At 67.2% G+C, this 17485-nt stretch carries 15 protein-coding genes and 1 pseudogene; 12 read left to right on the top strand and 4 right to left on the bottom strand.

Translation table 11 applies throughout. From position 1 onward, the window contains the following. From QZ609_RS15060 to QZ609_RS15040, 5 genes and pseudogenes are all read left to right on the top strand, one after another. A pseudogene (locus QZ609_RS15060) lies at window positions 1–159 on the top strand (ABC transporter permease); the annotation flags it as partial. Beyond that, window positions 156–695: a nitrous oxide reductase accessory protein NosL gene (locus QZ609_RS15055; RefSeq protein ID WP_295496318.1), complete on the top strand. Its 540-nt coding sequence runs from the start codon at window positions 156–158 to the stop codon at window positions 693–695. The pseudogene QZ609_RS15060 and the gene QZ609_RS15055, both read left to right, overlap by 4 nt. Window positions 696–697: 2 nt before the next feature. Then, window positions 698–1297, top strand: a complete 600-nt coding sequence (locus QZ609_RS15050; RefSeq protein ID WP_295496315.1) for a nitrous oxide reductase accessory protein NosL — start codon at window positions 698–700, stop codon at window positions 1295–1297. 306 nt (window positions 1298–1603) lie between these two features. Next, the gene (aroQ, locus tag QZ609_RS15045; RefSeq protein WP_295496312.1) at window positions 1604–2065 is read left to right on the top strand and encodes a type II 3-dehydroquinate dehydratase; all 462 of its coding nucleotides are present in this window, start codon (window positions 1604–1606) and stop codon (window positions 2063–2065) included. 64 nt (window positions 2066–2129) lie between these two features. Beyond that, entirely contained in the window at window positions 2130–3464 is a 1335-nt protein-coding gene (locus QZ609_RS15040; RefSeq protein WP_295496310.1) for an MFS transporter, read from the top strand. On the opposite strand, the gene QZ609_RS15035 is transcribed toward QZ609_RS15040, so the two are convergent. The 3 genes from QZ609_RS15035 to QZ609_RS15025 form a co-directional block, all read right to left on the bottom strand. After that, a complete protein-coding gene (locus QZ609_RS15035; RefSeq protein WP_295496308.1) occupies window positions 3465–4142 on the bottom strand; it encodes a TetR/AcrR family transcriptional regulator in 678 nt (225 codons plus the stop codon). It abuts the gene before it with no gap. Window positions 4143–4249: 107 nt separating this feature from the next. Then, window positions 4250–5308 (bottom strand): formylglycine-generating enzyme family protein, encoded by a 1059-nt coding sequence (locus QZ609_RS15030; protein WP_295496321.1) that lies wholly within the window; start codon window positions 5306–5308, stop codon window positions 4250–4252. A gap of 20 nt (window positions 5309–5328) precedes the next feature. Further along, window positions 5329–7305, bottom strand: a complete 1977-nt coding sequence (locus QZ609_RS15025; RefSeq protein ID WP_295496306.1) for an arylsulfatase — start codon at window positions 7303–7305, stop codon at window positions 5329–5331. A 229-nt stretch (window positions 7306–7534) separates the two neighbouring features. Here QZ609_RS15025 and flhB point away from each other — a divergent pair, with 229 nt between their 5' ends. From flhB to QZ609_RS15000, 5 genes are all read left to right on the top strand, one after another. Beyond that, the gene (gene flhB, locus QZ609_RS15020; RefSeq protein ID WP_295496304.1) at window positions 7535–8698 is read left to right on the top strand and encodes a flagellar biosynthesis protein FlhB; all 1164 of its coding nucleotides are present in this window, start codon (window positions 7535–7537) and stop codon (window positions 8696–8698) included. A 543-nt stretch (window positions 8699–9241) separates the two neighbouring features. Next, entirely contained in the window at window positions 9242–11332 is a 2091-nt protein-coding gene (gene flhA / locus QZ609_RS15015; protein ID WP_295496301.1) for a flagellar biosynthesis protein FlhA, read from the top strand. Beyond that, window positions 11329–13146: a flagellar biosynthesis protein FlhF gene (gene flhF / locus QZ609_RS15010; RefSeq protein ID WP_295496298.1), complete on the top strand. Its 1818-nt coding sequence runs from the start codon at window positions 11329–11331 to the stop codon at window positions 13144–13146. Before flhA ends, flhF begins: the two co-directional genes overlap by 4 nt. Window positions 13147–13169: 23 nt before the next feature. Beyond that, window positions 13170–13940, top strand: a complete 771-nt coding sequence (locus QZ609_RS15005; RefSeq protein WP_295496295.1) for a MinD/ParA family protein — start codon at window positions 13170–13172, stop codon at window positions 13938–13940. A gap of 8 nt (window positions 13941–13948) precedes the next feature. Continuing rightward, window positions 13949–14710, top strand: coding sequence for an RNA polymerase sigma factor FliA (locus QZ609_RS15000; protein ID WP_295496292.1), 762 nt, complete (start codon window positions 13949–13951; stop codon window positions 14708–14710). A 36-nt stretch (window positions 14711–14746) separates the two neighbouring features. Here the strand turns inward: QZ609_RS15000 and QZ609_RS14995 are convergent, their stop codons facing one another. Next, window positions 14747–15829, bottom strand: a complete 1083-nt coding sequence (locus tag QZ609_RS14995) for an MBL fold metallo-hydrolase (RefSeq protein WP_295496289.1) — start codon at window positions 15827–15829, stop codon at window positions 14747–14749. A 363-nt stretch (window positions 15830–16192) separates the two neighbouring features. Between QZ609_RS14995 and QZ609_RS14990 the strand changes: the two genes are divergently transcribed. Beyond that, on the top strand, window positions 16193–16813 hold the full coding sequence (locus QZ609_RS14990) for a hypothetical protein (RefSeq protein ID WP_295496286.1): 621 nt from the start codon (window positions 16193–16195) through the stop codon (window positions 16811–16813). Window positions 16814–17000: 187 nt separating this feature from the next. Beyond that, window positions 17001–17485, top strand: a 485-nt coding sequence (locus tag QZ609_RS14985) for a solute carrier family 23 protein (protein WP_295496283.1), incomplete at its 3' end; no start/stop codon positions are given.

Genomic DNA, 17485 nt, shown 5'->3' with positions numbered 1-17485 from the left:
CGCATCCTCAACGTGTTTTCGCTGGACCAGCTGCGCGGCATGCACGGTCTGGTCAGCATCGTGCCGCCGGCCCTGGGCAATCCCTGGGCGATGGGCGCGGCGATGCTGGCCTGGATCGCGGCCCCGCTGGGGCTGGCGGCCTGGAGATTCCGTTCATGAACCCTGATCGTCGCCGCCTGTTGGTGGCTGCCCTGGCCGGGTCTGCCGGCGTGATCACCCTGACCGCCCTCGCTGCGTGCGGCCGGCAAGCCGAGGCCACACCCGTCCCCGCCGAAGTCGATTCAGCCAGCACCTGCGACTTGGATGGCATGCTGCTGGCCGACTATCCCGGCCCCAAGGCGCAGCTGTACTACCTGGGCGATCCGAAGCCGCACTGGTGCTGCGATACGGTGGAGATGTTCAACACCCTGCTCAAGCCCGAGCAGGCCCGGCAGATCCGGGCGGTGTTCGTGCAGGACATGGCCTTGGCCGACTGGGATCACCCGCGCGGTCACTGGTTCGACGCCCGGACGGGCTACTACGTGTTCGGCAGCCGGCGCCATGGCTCGATGGGGCCGACCGTTGCCAGCTTCCGGCAGGAGGCCGATGCGCGCACCTTCATGGCCCGCGATGGCGGCAAGCTGCTGCGCTACGCCGAGGTGACGCCCGAGATGGTCGATCTCAGCGGCGGCGCGCAGCACGACGGGCGGATGTAGTGGTGCGGCTGCGCCGGCTGGTTCTTCTCGCGATCATCGTGCTGGCGCCGCTCTGGTGGTACGCGGGCCATGCCAGTCGCCGTGCCGAGCCTCAGGTGCCCACCGAGATTTGCTTCGTCGCCGCGCCAACACCCTACGATGCGCGCTCCGGCGTTGCACTGGACGCGCCGCGCGCGATCCCGCCCGGCGCGCGTTGCCCGGTGTGCGGGGCCTTCCCATCGCGTGTGCCGGACTGGGCCGCGCAGGTGATCTTTGCGGATGGCGACGCCTACTTCTTTGATTCGCCGTTGAGCCTGTTCATCTATCTGCGCAACCTGCCGCGTTATGCGGCCGGGCGGCAGGCCACCGAGATCGTCGCCAGCTACGTGCGCGCCGAGGGGGATGGGCGCTGGATTGCGGCGCCGAAGGCGGTCTACGTATGGGAGTCCGACGTGCCGGGACCAATGCGCCGCGGCAACCTTCCGGCCTTCCTGAATGACGCCGATGCGCGGCACTTCATCGCGCGCCATGGCGGCGCGGTGGTGCATCCGTCGAGCATCACTGCGCAACTGTTGCGGGCGCTGGAGCCGCCCAGCCCGCACGGGACGGCTGATCACACCTAGCGGCGGACCGGCCGCAGAGCTGGACGCACCGTCGCGCTCGCGTTGTCTGGCCCACGCGGTTCGGTGCGCGGCCCACACCTGAGTCGCTTACAGCACACATCTTCACGCCGCCGCTGTTCTCCTAGGGTTTTGCCGGTTGACTGGCTTTCGTCATCCTGTGATAACGTAAACGTACTGGTTCGTACAAAATGAACCGAAGCGAGGGATCGACGTGGCTCAGGATTTGCGGCCGTCCATGCTGACGGGCTTGCACGCCGTATCGTCATCCCATCAAGAGGCCGGCTACCGGCCCGACAGGAGACCGCAGTGCCAACCATCCTTGTACTCAACGGCCCCAACCTGAACCTGCTCGGCACGCGCGAGCCCGCCGTGTACGGCCACGAGACGCTGGCCGACGTCGAGCGCCTCTGTCGCGAGACCGGTGCCCGGCTCGGCTACGACGTGCAATGCCGCCAGTCCAATCATGAAGGGCAGCTGATCGACTGGATCCATGAAGCTGGCCGTGGTCGGGCGGAGGGCAGCGTGCTCGGCATCGTGTTCAACGCTGGCGCCTATACGCACACGTCGATCGCGCTGCATGACGCCATCAAGGGTGCGGACGTGCCCGTCATCGAGTACCACATCTCGAACGTGCACGCGCGCGAGCCGTTCCGCCACCACTCCTTCATCGCGCCGGCCGCATGCGCGGTGATGGCGGGGCTGGGCGTGGGCGGCTATGCGCTCGCGCTGCAGGCGCTCGTGCTGCTGGCCGCCAAGCCGGCTGCCTGAGCCGCCGCGCTTTCCCACTACCAACATGACGGGGCCGTCGAGCCCCGCATGGACGGAGACCACCATGTCCATCAACAAGGAAGCCTTGCCGATGACGCCGTTTGGCGCGCCCATTGGCGACAAGATCCGCGCGGCGTTTGCCGTGGGCCGCGTGCGCTGGGGCATGCTGGCACTGGTGTTCTTTGCCACCACGCTCAACTACATCGATCGTGCCGCGCTGGGCGTGCTGCAGCCGATTCTGGCCAAGGCCATGCGCTGGACGGCCGAGGACTACGCCAACATCAACTTCTGGTTCCAGGTTGGCTACGCGATCGGGTTTGCCGCGCAGGGCCGCTTCATCGACAAGGTGGGCGTGCGCCGTGCCTTCCTGCTGGCGGTGCTGCTGTGGAGCGCGGCGGCAGGCGCGCACGCGCTGGCGACGTCGGCGGTCGGCTTCATGGTGTGCCGCTTCTTCCTGGGGCTGACGGAAGCCGCCAACTACCCAGCCTGCGTGAAGGCGACGCGGCTGTGGTTCCCGGCCGGCGAGCGTGCCATGGCCACCGGCATCTTCAACGCGGGCACCAACGTGGGCGCCATGCTCACGCCGCTGATGCTGCCGTTCATCCTGCAGGTGTGGGGCTGGCGTGCGGTGTTCCTGGTGGTGGGGGCGCTGGGCCTCGTGTGGGTGGTGTTCTGGCTGCGCAACTACTTTAACCCCGACGCGCACCCGCGCGTGAGCGCCACGGAACTTGGCTACATCCGTGACGGCGCCAAGGAGGGCGAGACCCCCGCGCAGCGCGTGCCGTACTCGCAAATCCTGCGCATGCGCGGCACCTGGGCGTTTGCGCTGGCCTTCGCCATTACCGCGCCGGTCTTCTGGTTCTACCTGTACTGGCTGCCGCCGTTCCTCAACCAGCAGTACCAGCTCGGCATCAGCGTCACGCAGATCGGCCTGCCGCTGCTGGTGATCTACTTCACGGCCGACATTGGCAGCATTGCGGGCGGGGCGCTGTCGTCCTGGCTGATCGGGCGCGGCATGGCGGCGGTGCGCGCGCGGCTGGTGTCGATGCTGGTCTGCGCGCTGTGCATCCTGCCGATCATCCTTGCCGTGTCGGCCGACAGCCTGTGGCAAGCGGTGATCGCCATCGCGCTGGCGGTGGGCGCGCACCAGGCGTGGACGGCCAACATCTGGAGCCTGGTGATGGACTACACGCCCAAGCACGTCGTCAGCTCGGTGTTTGGCTTTGGCGGCATGGTGGGCGCCATCGGCGGGATGTTCATGACGCAGCTGGTCGGCTACGTGCTGACCGTCACGCACAACCACTACGAGGTGCTGTTCGTCATGATCCCGAGCGTGTACTTCATCGCGCTGGCGTGGCTCTACTACATGGCGCCACGCAAGGTGCAGCAGGACGCGTGATCAGACGGGCGCAGGGCCGTCGCCCTTGAGGTAACGGATGACGGCATCGCACAGCATCTGCTTGTGGCGCGCCCGCGTCTTGGGGGCGCCCAGCTTCAGGCCGAAGGCCGTCTCCAGCGTGGCGCGGTTCGATACACGGAAGAAGCAGAACGATGTGATCAGCAGGTGCAGGTCCAGCGCGTCGACATCCGCGCGGAACACGCCCGACGCGCGCCCGCGCGCCAGCAGCGCCTGGATGGTCTCGACCACGGTCACGTTGAGGTTGGCGATCGTCTTCGATTGCGCCAGATGCCGCGCGTTGTGGATGTTCTCCACCGCCACCAGCCGGACCAAGTCCGGGTGGCTTTCCTGATAGTCGAAGGTCGCGGCGATCAGCGTGCGCATGGCCGCCTCGGGGTCCATGTCGGTCAGGTGCAGCGTGCTTTCGAACGCGCGGATCTCTTCGTATTTCTTCTCCAGCACAGCCAGGTACAGGCCTTCCTTGCTGCCGAAGTAGTAATAGATCATCCGCTTGGTGGTGCGGGTGCGCTCGGCAATCATGTCGACGCGTGCACCGCTGAAGCCCTGCTCGGCAAACTCTTCGGTGGCGACAGCGAGGATGTCGGCGCGGGTGCGCTCGGGGTCGTTCTTGCGCTTGGGGCGGGCGGAGGCGGCGGCGGTTTCGGAGGACGAGGCCATGAATCGGTCAAGGGCGAGGGCCGTGCGGGCATGTCGCCCGGCGGCCGTAGAACCAGCCGGGGAGTATAAACGCCGCTGCCCCGGCCGTCGTTGCCACGCGCCGTGTTTCAGTCCCGCAGGATCGTCCGGAATCCGATGTGTGCGGCGGGCAGGTCCGCCTCCTGTGCTTCGCGCGCCGAGGCCCGGTAGCGCACGCAATAGTCCGGCGAACACAGGAACGAGCCGCCCTTGATGACAATAGGCCGGTTCGGCTGGCCGCGGTTGCGCCCGAGCCCTTGCGGCTGGTCCAGCGCAGCGGCCACGCGCGTGTCGCCATTGGCATGCGACTGGTGCGCGCCGGTGTAGGCGTCGCGCGTCCATTCCCACACGTTGCCGATCATGTCGTACAAGGCGAAACCATTGGCGGCATAGCAGCCGACCGGGCCGATGCCGGCGTGGCCGTCCTCTGCCGTGTCGAGCACGGGGAAGATGCCCTGCCAGTAGTTGGCGGCGGGTTTGCCGCCCGTGTCGCGCGGGGCCTTCTCCAGGTCGGCACCGTCGTGCCCGGCCTTGCCGGCGTATTCCCATTCGGCTTCGGTGGGCAGGTCGTGGCCAAGCCAGCGGGCGTAGGCCAGCGCGTCGGCCTGCGTGACACGCGTGACGGGCTGGTTGTCGGCGCCGGTGAGCGCACTGTCTGGCCCCGTCGGGTGGCGCCAGTCGGCGCCTTTGACCCAACGCCACCACGCGTAGGGGCGTCCTTGCAGCTCAGCCGAGTCCGGCACGTGAAAGACCACTGCGCCGCCCTGGTGCTCGGCATCCGTCACGTAGCCGGTGGCCGCGACGAAGGCGGCGAACTGAGCGTTGGTGACTTCGGTCTGGTCGATCCAGAAGCTCGACACGCGTGTTTTGCCGGCGCCCTGGGCGGGGCGCTCATCCGGGTAGCCGAGCGTGCTGCCGAAGGTGAAGCTGCCGCCCGTCACGTGCACCATGCCGGCCCGTACGTCCTTGCGCCAGCCGGGGGGTAGGCCGGCGTACCGGCCACAGGCTTCGGGCGTGCCTAGCGGCAGGTGCGGGGTGGTACGAGAATTCACGAGGTTGGCGGCGTGGGCGGCCAGGTTGGCGCCGGCCGGGTGCAGCAGGAGGGCGCCGGCCGCCGCCAGCGCCGCGCCCGCCAGCACCCACCGCACGGGCTTGTGCGCAGCGCCCATCAGTAGAACCCGTGCGGGCGCAGCGGTTCAACACCGCCGACGCTGCGCATGTAGCCCTGCCACTGCTGGTACAGCGCGGCCGCCACGTCCGGGAATTGCGCGGACACATCGGTGGTCTCGCCACGGTCGGTGGACAGATCGAACAGTTGCCAGTGACCGTCGAGCGGGCCCAGCGGTGGTTCGGTCCAGAGCGCCTTCCAGCGCCCATCGGCGCTGCGCAGGTAGGCGCGGCCATACGATTCGTCGCCAAAGGGCTGCGTGTGGATCGGGCCGGCGTCCGCGCTCTGGTTGAGCGACGCCAGCAGCGAGATGCCCGACACCGGATACACCGCGCGGTTGCCGTATTGCACCTTGCCCTTGTTCTGGTCGATGCCGGTGCCGTCCACGGCGGCAGGCGCCGGCTGCGACGGCGGCGCGATGCCCGCCACGGCCAGGAAGGTGGCGGTGTTGTCGGTCACGTGCGTGAAGCGCGTGATGGGCGGCAGCGTCTGGGCCTGGCCGGGCAGATGCGCGATGGCCGGTACTGATACGCCACCCTCTGCCGCGTGCCCCTTCACCAGGTTGAACGGCGTGGCGCTCACCTCGGCCCAGCGCAGGCCGTACTGCAGGCGCTTGGCGGCTTGCAGGCCGTTGTCGGCGCCGAGCTGCGAATAGACCGGTTCGGTGGCGTTGGCCTCGTCGGTGGCTTTCGGGTCGGCGCCGGAATCGATTGGCCAGCCTTCGGCGCCGTTGTCCGACTGGAACATGATGAAGGTGTTGTTGTATTCGCCGATGTCTTTCAGGTGCTGGATCAGCAGGCCGATGTTGTAGTCGAGGTTCTCGACCATGCCGGCGTATATCTCCATGTAGCGCGCCTGCGCCTTGCGCTCCAGCGGCGTCAGGTCGGACCATTTCTTGTTGACGAAGCCGGGGCCGTAGTCGGTGTAGCCCTGGGCGGGGCCGTGGTCGGTATTGATATAGCGCGCGCTGGCCGTGCCGTTGTTGGGCGTGGCGGGGGAGCGCGTGGTGGCATCCGGCAGGCCGCCGAACGGCGTGAAATCCGCCGGGATGATGCCGAGCGCTTTCTGCCGCGCAATGCGTGCGTTGCGGATGACGTCGTAGCCCGCGTCGTAGCGACCGGCGTATTTGTGTAGCCACGGGTCCGGCACCTGCAGCGGCCAGTGCGGCGAGGTGTAGGCCGCATAGGCGAAGAACGGCTTGCCGTCGCCCTTGTGCGAGTCGATATAGGCGATCAGCTTTTGCGTGTAGAAGTCCGTCGAATAGAACACCGCCGGGCTGCCGCCAGTACCACCCGGTTGCCCCGGCTGGCCGGGTTGCGCGTAGGCGCCGTCTTCCACGTAGTTCTTGCCGGTGGCGCTCTCATGACCGAAGTGGTTGCCGGCCGCGCCCGGCAGCAGCGCATACGAGCGTTCGAAACCCCACTGGTCAGGTGTCTTGCCCAGGTTGACGGCGCTGCCGGCAATGCCGCTGCCCAGGTGCCACTTGCCGGCCATGTAGGTGTGGTAACCGCCGTCCTTGAGCAGTTGGGCGACGGAGAGCGAACGGTCGTTCAGGTAGCCCTCGTAGCCGGGCAGGCCGACGCGCTCGTCGTTGGGCGCGCCCATGGTGCCTTCGCCGACAAGGTGGTGGTCGGTGCCGGAGATCAGCATTGCGCGCGTGATGGCGCAGACGGTGCCGGCGTGGTGGTTGGTCAGCAGGCGGCCCGATTGCACGAGCGCATCGAGGTTGGGCGTGTCGATCTCGCCGCCCATGGCGTGGATGTCGGAATAGCCGAGGTCGTCGGCCATGATGTAGAGGATGTTGGGCTTGCGGGCGGGGGTGGTGGGCGTGCCGTTGTCTGCAACCGTGCCGGTGGACGTGCCGGGCGGCGCATCGCTGCCGCAGGCGGACAAGGTCGCGATGGCGGCGGCAAGCAGGGCGGCCAGCAGGCGCTGGCGGCGGGGCAAGGCGGGGGAGATGGCTCGATCGGGGGACATGACGGTTGGTCCGTTCTGATGTGGGGCTATGTGAAGAACGGGTCATGCTATTGAGACCTCGCCGGCGGGGCCACGAAGTTTTCCGCAGGTCGATATGCGCGTGCGCCATTCCGTGGAAAAGGCACGTCCGCAGCGGCTTTCTCCATGCTTCGGGTGGCGCGGCGTGCCGCAATAATGCGACCATCGGCCAAAGCGCCAACGCCGTCCACCCACCCCTCGCGCACCCGGCATGTCCGAAGAAAGCGATCTCGAAAAAACCGAACCCGCGTCACCGAGGCGCCTCGAGCAGGCGCGCGAGGAAGGCGACGTTCCCCAATCGCGGGAGCTGGCGTCGTTCGTCCTGCTGATGGTGGGCGCGGGCGGGGTCTGGGTGATGGGCGAGTCGATCGTGCGCGCGGCGGCGTCGTTCCTGGCGCGCTGCCTGGAATTCCACCGCTACGACTACACCCGCGCGCACGAGCAGTGGAGTTACGTGGGCGCGCAGTTCACTCCGCTGGCGATGGTGCTGGGCGGGCTGATGCTGTTGCTGGTGGTGGCGGCGCTCGCGCCGCTGGCGCTCACGCGCGGGGCGATCTCGTTCAAGCCGCTCACGCCCGATATCACCCGCATCATCATGCTGCAGGGGCTCAAGCGGATGTTTTCCGTGCAAGGCCTGCTGGAGCTGCCCAAGCTGCTGGCCAAGCTGGCGCTGGTGGGCCTGGTGGGCTGGTGGCTGATCCGGCACTACCGAGACAGCTTCATTGAGCTGCCGCGCCAGGACCTGACCGCCGCCATGGGCGACACCCTGCACGCGACCGGCGTGGCCTTCCTGTGCATGGCCGGCGTGATGCTGGTGGTGGCCGCGGTGGATGTGCCGCTGGCGCTGTGGCAATACGCCCGCAAGCACCGCATGACCAAGGAAGAGGTGCGCAAGGAGCACCGCGAGTCCGAGGGCGATCCGCATATCAAGGGCCGCATCCGCGCCATGCAGCGTCAGGCGGCCCAGCGCCGCATGATGGCCGACGTGCCCACGGCGGACGTGATCGTCACCAACCCGACCCACTACGCCGTGGCGCTGCGTTATTCCGAGAAGGAGGGCGGCGCGCCGCGCGTGCTGGCCAAGGGCACGGACCTGGTGGCCGCCAAGATCCGCGAGTTGGCCGCCGAGCACAAGATTCCGATGCTGGAGGCGCCGCCACTGGCGCGGGCGCTGTACCGCCATACCGAGATCGGCCACCAGATTCCCGAGGCGCTGTATGCCGCCGTGGCCGAGGTCCTGGCCTACGTCTACCAGCTGCGCCGCATGCGCATGCACGGCGGCCGTGCGCCGACCCGACCGACCGACCTGCCGGTGCCGGCCGACATGGACCCGGGGCCGCAAGTCGGATCGGAAGACGAAGCCGACAACGCCTGAAACGTCGCCTAAAACGCCGCCCGCCGCCCGCGCGAAGCCCAAACCGCCGTTCGCAAAGCAAAAAGCTCCGATTGCAAAGGCTGCGGCTCCAGTCACAAAGCAAAAAGCTCCAATCGCAAAGGCTGCGAGCTCCGGCCGCAAGGCAAAAAGCCCCGATCGCAAAGCCTGCGGCTCCGGTCGCAAGGCAAAAAGCTCGGGTTGCAAAGCCTACAGGCTCCGGCCGCAAAGCAAAAAGGGGCATGCGCAAAGCAAAAAGGCGTCGCGCGCAAGGCTAAAAGCATCGCGCGCTTGGCAAAAAGCCTTGCGATCGCTCCCTTTTCCCTTGCGAGCGGTGGTTTGTGCGTTGCATCTGCGATCCCCAAGGGCCTGCTCGCGCCAGGCGGCGCCAGCCGCCGCTTCCACACCCCTCGATGGGAGGGTATTTCAGTGAAAAGCCGCCTTTTGGGCGGCTTTCTCCCGTCTTCGATTTGGTGGGTCCCCCGGCAAGATGGCATGCATCGAAAAAGCCCCCCGCTGACGCTCCGCCGTGACCCGTAACCGACGATGAACGCCGCACTGCTCCGAGTTTCCGACTTCCTGCGCCGGAGCGACTACCGCTCGGCCGCCGGCCCGGTGCTGATCATCCTGATCCTGGCGATGATGGTGCTGCCGCTGCCGCCGTTCATCCTGGACCTGCTGTTCACATTCAACATCGCGCTGTCGATCATCGTGCTGCTGATCAGCATGCACACGCTCAAGCCGCTGGATTTCTCGTCGTTCCCGAGCATCCTGCTGATCACCACGCTGATGCGGCTGTCGCTCAACGTGGCCTCCACCCGCGTGGTGCTGATGGAAGGTCACACCGGCCCGGATGCGGCCGGCAAGGTGATCGAAGCTTTCGGCCACTTCCTGGTGGGCGGCAACTATGCCGTCGGCATCGTGCTGTTCGTCATCCTGGTGATCATCAACTTCATGGTGATCAGCAAGGGCGCGGGCCGGATTGCCGAGGTCAGCGCGCGCTTCACGCTCGACGCGATGCCCGGCAAGCAGATGGCCATCGATGCCGACCTCAACGCCGGCCTGATCCGCGAAGACGAAGCCCGCAAGCGTCGCCAGACCATCGCCCAGGAAGCCGAGTTCTTCGGCTCCATGGATGGTGCCAGCAAGTTCGTGCGCGGGGATTCGGTGGCGGGTATCGCCATCCTGTTCATCAACGTGATCGGCGGGCTGGCCGTGGGCGTGCTCCAGCACGGCATGGACATCGGCAACGCCGCCACCAACTACACGCTGCTGACCATCGGCGACGGCCTGGTCGCGCAGATTCCCGCGCTGGTGATCTCCACCGCGGCCGGCATCATGGTCAGCCGCGTGTCCACCGACAAGGACGTCGGCCAGCAGCTGGCCGGCGAGCTGTTCGGCATGCCGACCGTGCTGCTGACCACCGCCGGCGTGATCGGCCTGCTGGGCCTGGTGCCGGGCATGCCGCACTTCCCGTTCCTGCTGTTTGGTGGCCTGCTGGGCTATACCGGCTGGACCCTGAAGAAGAAGCGCGAGACGCCCGAGCCCGAGCCGGTGCTGCAGGCCATCGCCCCGGTCGACACGCCCGAAGCCAGCTGGGACGACGTGGCGTGGGTCGACGTGCTGGGCCTGGAGATCGGCTACCGCCTGATTCCGCTGGTCGACAAGAGCCAGGACGGCGAGCTGCTGCGCCGCATCAAGGGCATCCGCAAGAAGTTCACGCAGGACATGGGCTTCCTGGCGCCGGTGGTGCACATCCGCGACAACCTGGAGCTGGGCCCGTCGTCGTACCGCATCACGCTCAAGGGCGTGGAGATCGGCAGCGGCGAGGTGCAGCAGGGCAAGTTCCTGGCCATCAACCCGGGCGGGCCGGATGGGCGCTGGAGCACGCAGTTGCCCGGCACGCCCACCGTGGACCCGACCTTCGGCCTGCCGGCCATGTGGATCAGCGCCGATGTGCGCGACCGCGCCCAGGCCGAGGGCTACACGGTGGTCGATTGCAGCACGGTCATCGCCACCCACGTCAATCAGTTGATTTACACCCATAGCACCGAGCTTCTCGGCCGTTTGGAAGTGCAGCAGTTGCTCGATCATTTGGCCAAGGAAGCACCGAAGCTGGTCGAAGACGTTGTGCCCAAGCTGTTGCCCATCTCGACCGTGCAGAAGGTGCTGCAGAACCTGCTGGACGAAGGCCTGCACATCCGCGACATCCGCACCATCGTCGAGACGCTGGCGGAACACGGAGGCAGGACGCAAGACCCCGCCGAACTCACCGCCGCCGTGCGGATCGCGCTGGGCCGGGCGATTGCCCAGCAGCTGTTCCCGAACAAGACCGAAATGCAGGTCGTCACGCTCGATCCGAACCTGGAGAACATCTTGCTGCAAAGCATCGTTGGCGCCAACGCCGGCCCGATCGAACCGCACCTCGCCGACTCGCTCCTGCAGGCGGCCACGGATTCGTCGCGCCAATACGAGCAGCATGGCCAGACCGGCGTCCTGCTGGTGCCGCCTGCGCTGCGACCGATGCTGGCACGCCTGTTCAAGCGCGCCGCACCCAGCCTGCGCGTGCTCTCGCACGCAGAAATTCCCGATCATCGAACGATTAAGGTTGTCGCCATGCTTGGAGGCCGCGCATGAAAATGCACCGATTCACCGGACTGACGTCGCGCGACGTGTTGCGCAAGGTGCGCGATCAGTTGGGCGATGGCGCGCTGATTCTGTCGAACCGCGCCGTGCCGGGCGGTATCGAGGTCATCGCGGCTTCCGACACGCATCTGGACGCGCTGGTCGACACCCACTCGACCGCGCCCAAGGCCGCACAACGCCGCCCGAGCACGCCGGCGCCGATTCCCGAGCCTGCACCCGTTGCCGAGGCCGGCGCCGAAGCATCGCTCGCTGACATGTCCGCCGAATCGCCCGCCCAGAGCGCGCTGGCCCGCCTGCGCAGCCGCTTCGCGTCGCGCCGCAGCGCCCCGCGCGACGAGGCACCGGCCAAGACCGCCGGCGGCACCCTGCAGACCCGCGTCGACGACGACGTGGTGCTCGGCGCCGCCGTGCCGGCCGACGATCCGTTGCTGGCGTCCACCCGCGTGCTGGCCAACCTGTCGCTGGACCGCGCCAACGAAGAAGCCGCCCAGACGCTCGCCAGCACCGCGCAGTTCATCGCCCGCCGCGCTGCGGTGGAGGCCGAAGCCGAGCTGCCGGTGCAGCGTCCCGTTGAACGGCCGGAGCCGCGCACGCTGCGCTCCTTCACCGAGCGCGTGGAAGCGCAAGCTCGCGCCAACCGTGCTGAAGCCATCGAGCAGGCTCAGCCGCCCAAGCCCGACACCCGCAAGCGCGCCCACCACGCCGATCTTTTCGTCCGTGTGGACGAGCCGAAGGCCAAAGCCGACGCAGCCGCCGCCAACGACGACGCCACGGGCGCGCAGCAGCGCACCGCCTTCCAGGCTGAGGTCAAGGCGGAGCTCAAGGCCGAGACCGAAGCCATGACCCGCCGCATGGTCGGCGAGATCGAGGTGCTCAAGAGCACGCTCAACGACGCCATGTCGAGCCTGGCCTCGCTGGGCGTGAAGCTGGGCGACCCGGTGCGCACGCGCTTGTTCCAGACCATGCTCAACGCGGGGTTCTCGGCGCAGCTCACGCGCTACGTGCTGGAGAACATGCCGCAGCACGACACGTATGAAGGCGCGCTGGACTTCGTGCAGCGCGCGATTGAAAAGAACCTGTCCATCGTCACGGACGAGAACAGCCTGCTCGACCAGGGCGGCGTGTTTGCCCTGATGGGCCCGACCGGCGTGGGCAAGACCACCACCACCGCCAAGCTGGCCGCGCGCTTCGTGCTGCGCCATGGCGCCTCGCGCGTGGCGCTGCTCTCGACCGACAGCTACCGTATCGGCGGCCATGAGCAGCTGCGCATCTACGGCAAGATCCTGGGCGTCACGGTGCACGCCGTGAAGGACGCGCACGACCTCGCCCTGGCGCTGGGCGACCTGCGCGAGAAGCACGTGGTGCTGATCGACACCATCGGCATGAGCCAGCGCGACCGCGCTGTCTCCGAGCAGATGGCGATGCTGCACAACGCCGGCCCCGCCATCAAGCGCCTGCTGCTGCTCAACGCCACCAGCAACGGCAAGACCCTGGACGAAGTGGTGAGCGCCTACCGCGACGCCAACCTGGCCGGCAGCATCCTCACCAAGATCGACGAAGCGGGCTCGGTCGGCCACGCCGTGGACGTGATGATCCGCCACCGCCTGCCGCTGCACTACGTGTCGTACGGCCAGCGCGTGCCGGAAGACATCGCGGTGCCGAACAAGAAGCTGCTGGTGCATCGCTCGTTCCGCGCGGGTGCCGAGCAGTCTTCGTTTGCGCTGGAGTCGGAAGAATCGCTGTTGGTGGCGCAAGGCGCCACGCGCAGCCGCGAACCGGGCCTGGCCGCATTCGATTTCGCTTGAGAACAACAACAGGGGGTCGCGCGATGACGACGCCGTTCGCCAAGGATCAAGCCGACGGGCTGCGCCGCATGCTGCGGCAATCGCAGTGCCGCCGTGTGCTGGTGATTGCGCAAGAGGAGCAGGTCGACGACGTGGTCGATAACCTGCGAGCCGCGCTCGCCACCATGGGGCGCGACGCCGCCGTGGTGAGCGCCCAGACCATCCTGGCGGTGGCCGGCATGCTCGAGCAGTACGACGACTCCGCTGACGTGACGCTGGTGGCCGCGCATTTCGGCAGCCGCGCGCTGGGCACGGTGGCCGAGTCGTGCGACGACGTGATGCTGGTGTTCCCCGACGAGCCGGAGGGCATCAAGACCGCCTACACCCTGCTCAAGAAGACCGCCGCGCTGCAAGGTGGCGGCGGCATCCGCACCGTCATCAGCGGTGCGCATTCGGTGGACAGCGCCGTGCGCGTGTTCAGCAACCTGTCGAACACCGTGGGCCAGTACCTGAACACCCGCATCGAATTTGCCGGCTATATCCCCGATGACCGGCACGTTGAATTGGCGCTGACGCTGCACAAGCCGGTCGTCAGCGCATTTCCCGCATCGCCTTCGGCCATGGCCTTCCGCCAGCTGGCCGAGGAGATGCTGAGCTGGGCCAGCGCCGAGGCCCCGCTTGGTTCCGACGCATCGCCGTCGCGCTTGGAGCGCTCTGAGCAAGACCCGGCGCAAGACCCGGTCAGCGCGCCGGCACAGGCAACGTCGTACCCGACGCCGAGCGCCGCCGTGCGCGCGGCCGAGATGGTTTATTGAGGCGCACCATGAACGAAGCGCCAAAGGCAGGCATGGATATGTACACCGCAACCGGTCGCAAGACCAAGTCCGACGAGATGGCCACGTACGCACCGCTGGTGCGCCGCATCGCCAACCAGATGATGGTGAAGCTGCCCGCCAGCGTCGAGCTCGATGACCTGATCCAGGCCGGCATGATGGGGCTGCTCGACGCCCTGTCGCGCTATGAAGAAACCCAGGGCGTGCAGTTCGAGTTCTATGCCGCCCAGCGCATCCGCGGCGCCATCCTGGACGAGCTGCGCGGCTCCGACTGGCTGCCGCGCGGCCTGCGCCGCAACGCGCGCACCATCGAGCAGGCGATCCAGAAGCTCCAGCAGCAGAAGGGCCGAGCGCCCACGGAGACGGAGATCGCCACCGCGCTCAGCATGACGCTGGCCGACTACCAGAAGCTGCTGGTGGAGCTGCAGGGCAGCCAGCTGCTGTACTACGAAGATTTCGACCGCGAAGACGCCGACGCCTTCATCGAGAACCGCGCCGCCGAGAACGACTCCACGCCGCTGGACCATCTGCTCGACCACGACCTGCGCGAATCGGTCGTCGCCGCCATCGAGGCTCTGCCCGAGCGCGAGAAGATGATGATGAGCCTGTACTACGAGCAGGACTTGAACCTGCGCGAGATCGGCGCCGTGATGGGCGTGTCGGAATCGCGCGTGTGCCAGATCCACAGCCAGGCGATTGCCCGCATCCGCTCCCGTCTGCGCGACCGCGCCTGGCTGCCGACGCCGACCTGAAGCCAGCGCCGACAGCCCAACACACCTGCCAGCGTTCTACTGCGCGGCCAGCGAGTCTTCTCGCGGCCGCGCTTTTTCGTTGGGCAACGCCGTGACGAGGCGTGCGGCATCGGCATCCCACACACGCGTTTCGCCGTGGCGGAGCAGCGTGAAGCGCTCCTGCGGGATGTCGTGCGCCTGCAGCGCCATCGCCAGATCGGTGATCGGCTGGTCGAGTGGCTCGTCGGTGAGCGGGAAGGTGCCCCAGTGGATGCCCACGGACTGCCGCGCCCCTACGTCCAGCATCACCTGCACCGCTTCGGCTGGGTCGATGTGTTGCGTCTTCATGAACCAGCGCGGCTCGTAGGCGCCCACTGCAATCGCCGCCACGTCGAAGTGGCCGAAGCGCGCGCCGATGTCGCGCGTGTCCTGCGAATAGCCCAGATCGCCCGAGAACCAGAAGCGCAGGCGCGGATGCAGCAGCGCCCAGCTGCCCCACAGGGTCTGGTTGCGGTCAGTCAGTCCGCGCGCAGACCAGTGCTGCACGGCGCAGAAGTGCGCGGTGAATGGGCCGAAGCTTGCCTCGTCGTCCCAGTCGAAGGCGCGCACGTTGGCGTGCTCGCCGTGCAAGCGCGTGCCGCGGATGTTGCGCGCAAACCAGTGGTCGATCCCCAGCGGCACAAAGAACGTCGGCGCACCGCCGGGCTGGCGCATCAGTGCGCGCACGCTGGCGAAGTCGAGGTGGTCGTAGTGGTTGTGCGAGATCAGCACCAGGTCGATATGCGGCAGCTGCTTGAGCGAGAGGCCGGGCGGCTGGTGCCGGCGCGGCCCCGCAAAGCGGAACGGCGAGGCCCGCTCGGAGAACACCGGATCGGTCAGCACATTCAGGCCGTCGATCTGCAGCAGCAGCGTCTCGTGCCCGATCCACGTCAGCTGCGGCACATCGGGTGGCTGGTGGATGGCCGCGAGGTTGGGCGCCACGCAAGACAGGTCGGCGGTGGGCGGCTTGGGCAGGCCGAGGCGGCGGCGGTCACGTTGCCACTGCCAGAAGTTGCCGCCTTCGCGCGCGTGCGGGTAGCGGTTGCGGAAGCCGTCCGGGGTGTGATGGGGCTTGGCGGAACTGTAGTGGCGGTTCTTCATGGCGTTGCGCGGGTAGATGAACTACGCGAGTCGTGCAATCGGTTTGAGCGTTGAATTGTGTTGATTTTGGAACATTGGGTCAGGTGGTGCCTAGGCTCGAAGTGCCTCGCCGAGGCGCGCTGCGCAGCACATCGTTGAGAAGTGCGGGCGGCGGGACTTTCCTTCAAGGACCACCATGCAATCGCTTTGCCATGTTCCCGCGGGTGTCGCCGCGCAAGAGGCGGATAAAAAAGGGGGGGCATTCAATCTGTCGAATGTTTGAAACGGGAAGTTCAAGAGCAAATCGTTTCGATTGCTGACGCGCGGTTCTCAAGGTTTTCCACTTCAGCATCTTCTCAGCATGGTATTGCGGCGCCCCGGTTCATGCTGGGCAGTCAGACACGCCAGATCAGTGGCACGGTGTCATGGCTGGCGCAGGTGCCGTGTGGCGGTATCACTGGCATCAACGACTACCGCCTGATCGGCGATACCGCGTCGCTGGCGGATCTCCATCTCCGGCCCGGCTATGCCCATGGCCGCTGGGTGCACGGCATCGCGCGGTTCGGTACCCAGGTGCATGCGCTGAGCGCGGTGGGCGGCGGTTGTCACTACGCCGTGGTGCAGTCGGCGGACGTGCCGCCGTCGACACGTAGCCTCTTCGATTGCGGTGGGGTCTTCACTACGCCGACCTCCATCAACGGCGCCCACCCACCCGGCAGCGCAACCGGCGCACTCAATATGGTGTGGCGTGCCGGCCGCCTGGAGTTGCACGGCCACTTGGAAGTGCGGGTCGAAGGTGACGCGGCCAGACTTGCCATCATCCAATACGGCGTGCTGCCCGGTGCAATCTGTCGGGGCGGTAGCCCAATTGGCGGCAGCCACTACGAACTGGTGCTGGCGCTGGACGGTCGCGGCATGTTGCGCTGCGTTGTGCTGTATCGGGCACAGTTTGCGCGGGGTGCCCTCTATCAAGGGGTGGCCGTGTTCGACGCCGACGGCTCGTGATGGACGCAAAATATGTACACAAACAACGGTACGGATTGTTGACATCTGTCGGGGCGGCCCTTCAAGATGTCGGCAAATGCGCGGTATCACCCCGTGCAAATGCCGTGGACGGCCGAACATACGGCTGCCACACCGGTGCCATGCACGCCCCCGGCACAGACACGGGGGCGGCTCCAGGAGACAGACAATGCGCCAATCCCCCGGCCAACCTACACCCACGCCTGCGACTGCCGTCGATCCCGTCAACGAACGCCTGCCGCTGCCGCGCCTGTTCGCGCTCGGGCTGCAGCATCTGCTGGTGATGTACGCCGGCGCGATCGCCGTGCCGCTGATTGTCGGCAATGCGCTCGGCCTGCCGAAAGACCAGCTCTCATACCTCGTCAACTGCGACTTGTTTGCGGCCGGCATCGGCACGCTCATCCAGTCGCTCGGCTTCCTGATCTTCGGCATCCGCCTGCCGGTGATGATGGGTGTGACCTTCGCGGCCGTCGCCCCGATGATCGTCATCGGTGTCGAGCCCGGCATGGGGCTGCCCGGCATCTTTGGCGCGTCCATCGTCTCGGGCGTGTTTGGCATTGCGGTGGCGCCGCTGATGGGGCGGCTGCTCGGCCTGTTCCCGCGCGTGGTGACGGGCACGGTCATCATGCTGATCGGCTTTTCGCTGCTGAGCGT

The sequence above is a fragment of the uncultured Ralstonia sp. genome (assembly GCA_913056305.1).
In the GTDB taxonomy this organism is placed as follows: Bacteria; Pseudomonadota; Gammaproteobacteria; order Burkholderiales; family Burkholderiaceae; genus Ralstonia.
The sequence above is the reverse complement of the archived record's forward strand: the minus strand, read 5'-3'. Positions and strand labels throughout refer to the sequence as shown.

What these genes read in the sequence shown, in the direction of transcription:
- QZ609_RS15055 (WP_295496318.1), top strand. Translation starts at nt 156, where the DNA reads ATGAACCCTGATCGTCGCCGCCTGTTGGTGGCTGCCCTGGCCGGGTCT.
- QZ609_RS15040 (WP_295496310.1), top strand. Translation starts at nt 2,130, where the DNA reads ATGTCCATCAACAAGGAAGCCTTGCCGATGACGCCGTTTGGCGCGCCC.
- QZ609_RS15035 (WP_295496308.1), bottom strand. Translation starts at nt 4,142, where the DNA reads ATGGCCTCGTCCTCCGAAACCGCCGCCGCCTCCGCCCGCCCCAAGCGC.
- QZ609_RS15025 (WP_295496306.1), bottom strand. Translation starts at nt 7,305, where the DNA reads ATGTCCCCCGATCGAGCCATCTCCCCCGCCTTGCCCCGCCGCCAGCGC.
- flhB (WP_295496304.1), top strand. Translation starts at nt 7,535, where the DNA reads ATGTCCGAAGAAAGCGATCTCGAAAAAACCGAACCCGCGTCACCGAGG.
- flhA (WP_295496301.1), top strand. Translation starts at nt 9,242, where the DNA reads ATGAACGCCGCACTGCTCCGAGTTTCCGACTTCCTGCGCCGGAGCGAC.
- flhF (WP_295496298.1), top strand. Translation starts at nt 11,329, where the DNA reads ATGAAAATGCACCGATTCACCGGACTGACGTCGCGCGACGTGTTGCGC.
- QZ609_RS15005 (WP_295496295.1), top strand. Translation starts at nt 13,170, where the DNA reads ATGACGACGCCGTTCGCCAAGGATCAAGCCGACGGGCTGCGCCGCATG.
- QZ609_RS15000 (WP_295496292.1), top strand. Translation starts at nt 13,949, where the DNA reads ATGAACGAAGCGCCAAAGGCAGGCATGGATATGTACACCGCAACCGGT.
- QZ609_RS14995 (WP_295496289.1), bottom strand. Translation starts at nt 15,829, where the DNA reads ATGAAGAACCGCCACTACAGTTCCGCCAAGCCCCATCACACCCCGGAC.
- QZ609_RS14990 (WP_295496286.1), top strand. Translation starts at nt 16,193, where the DNA reads ATGCTGGGCAGTCAGACACGCCAGATCAGTGGCACGGTGTCATGGCTG.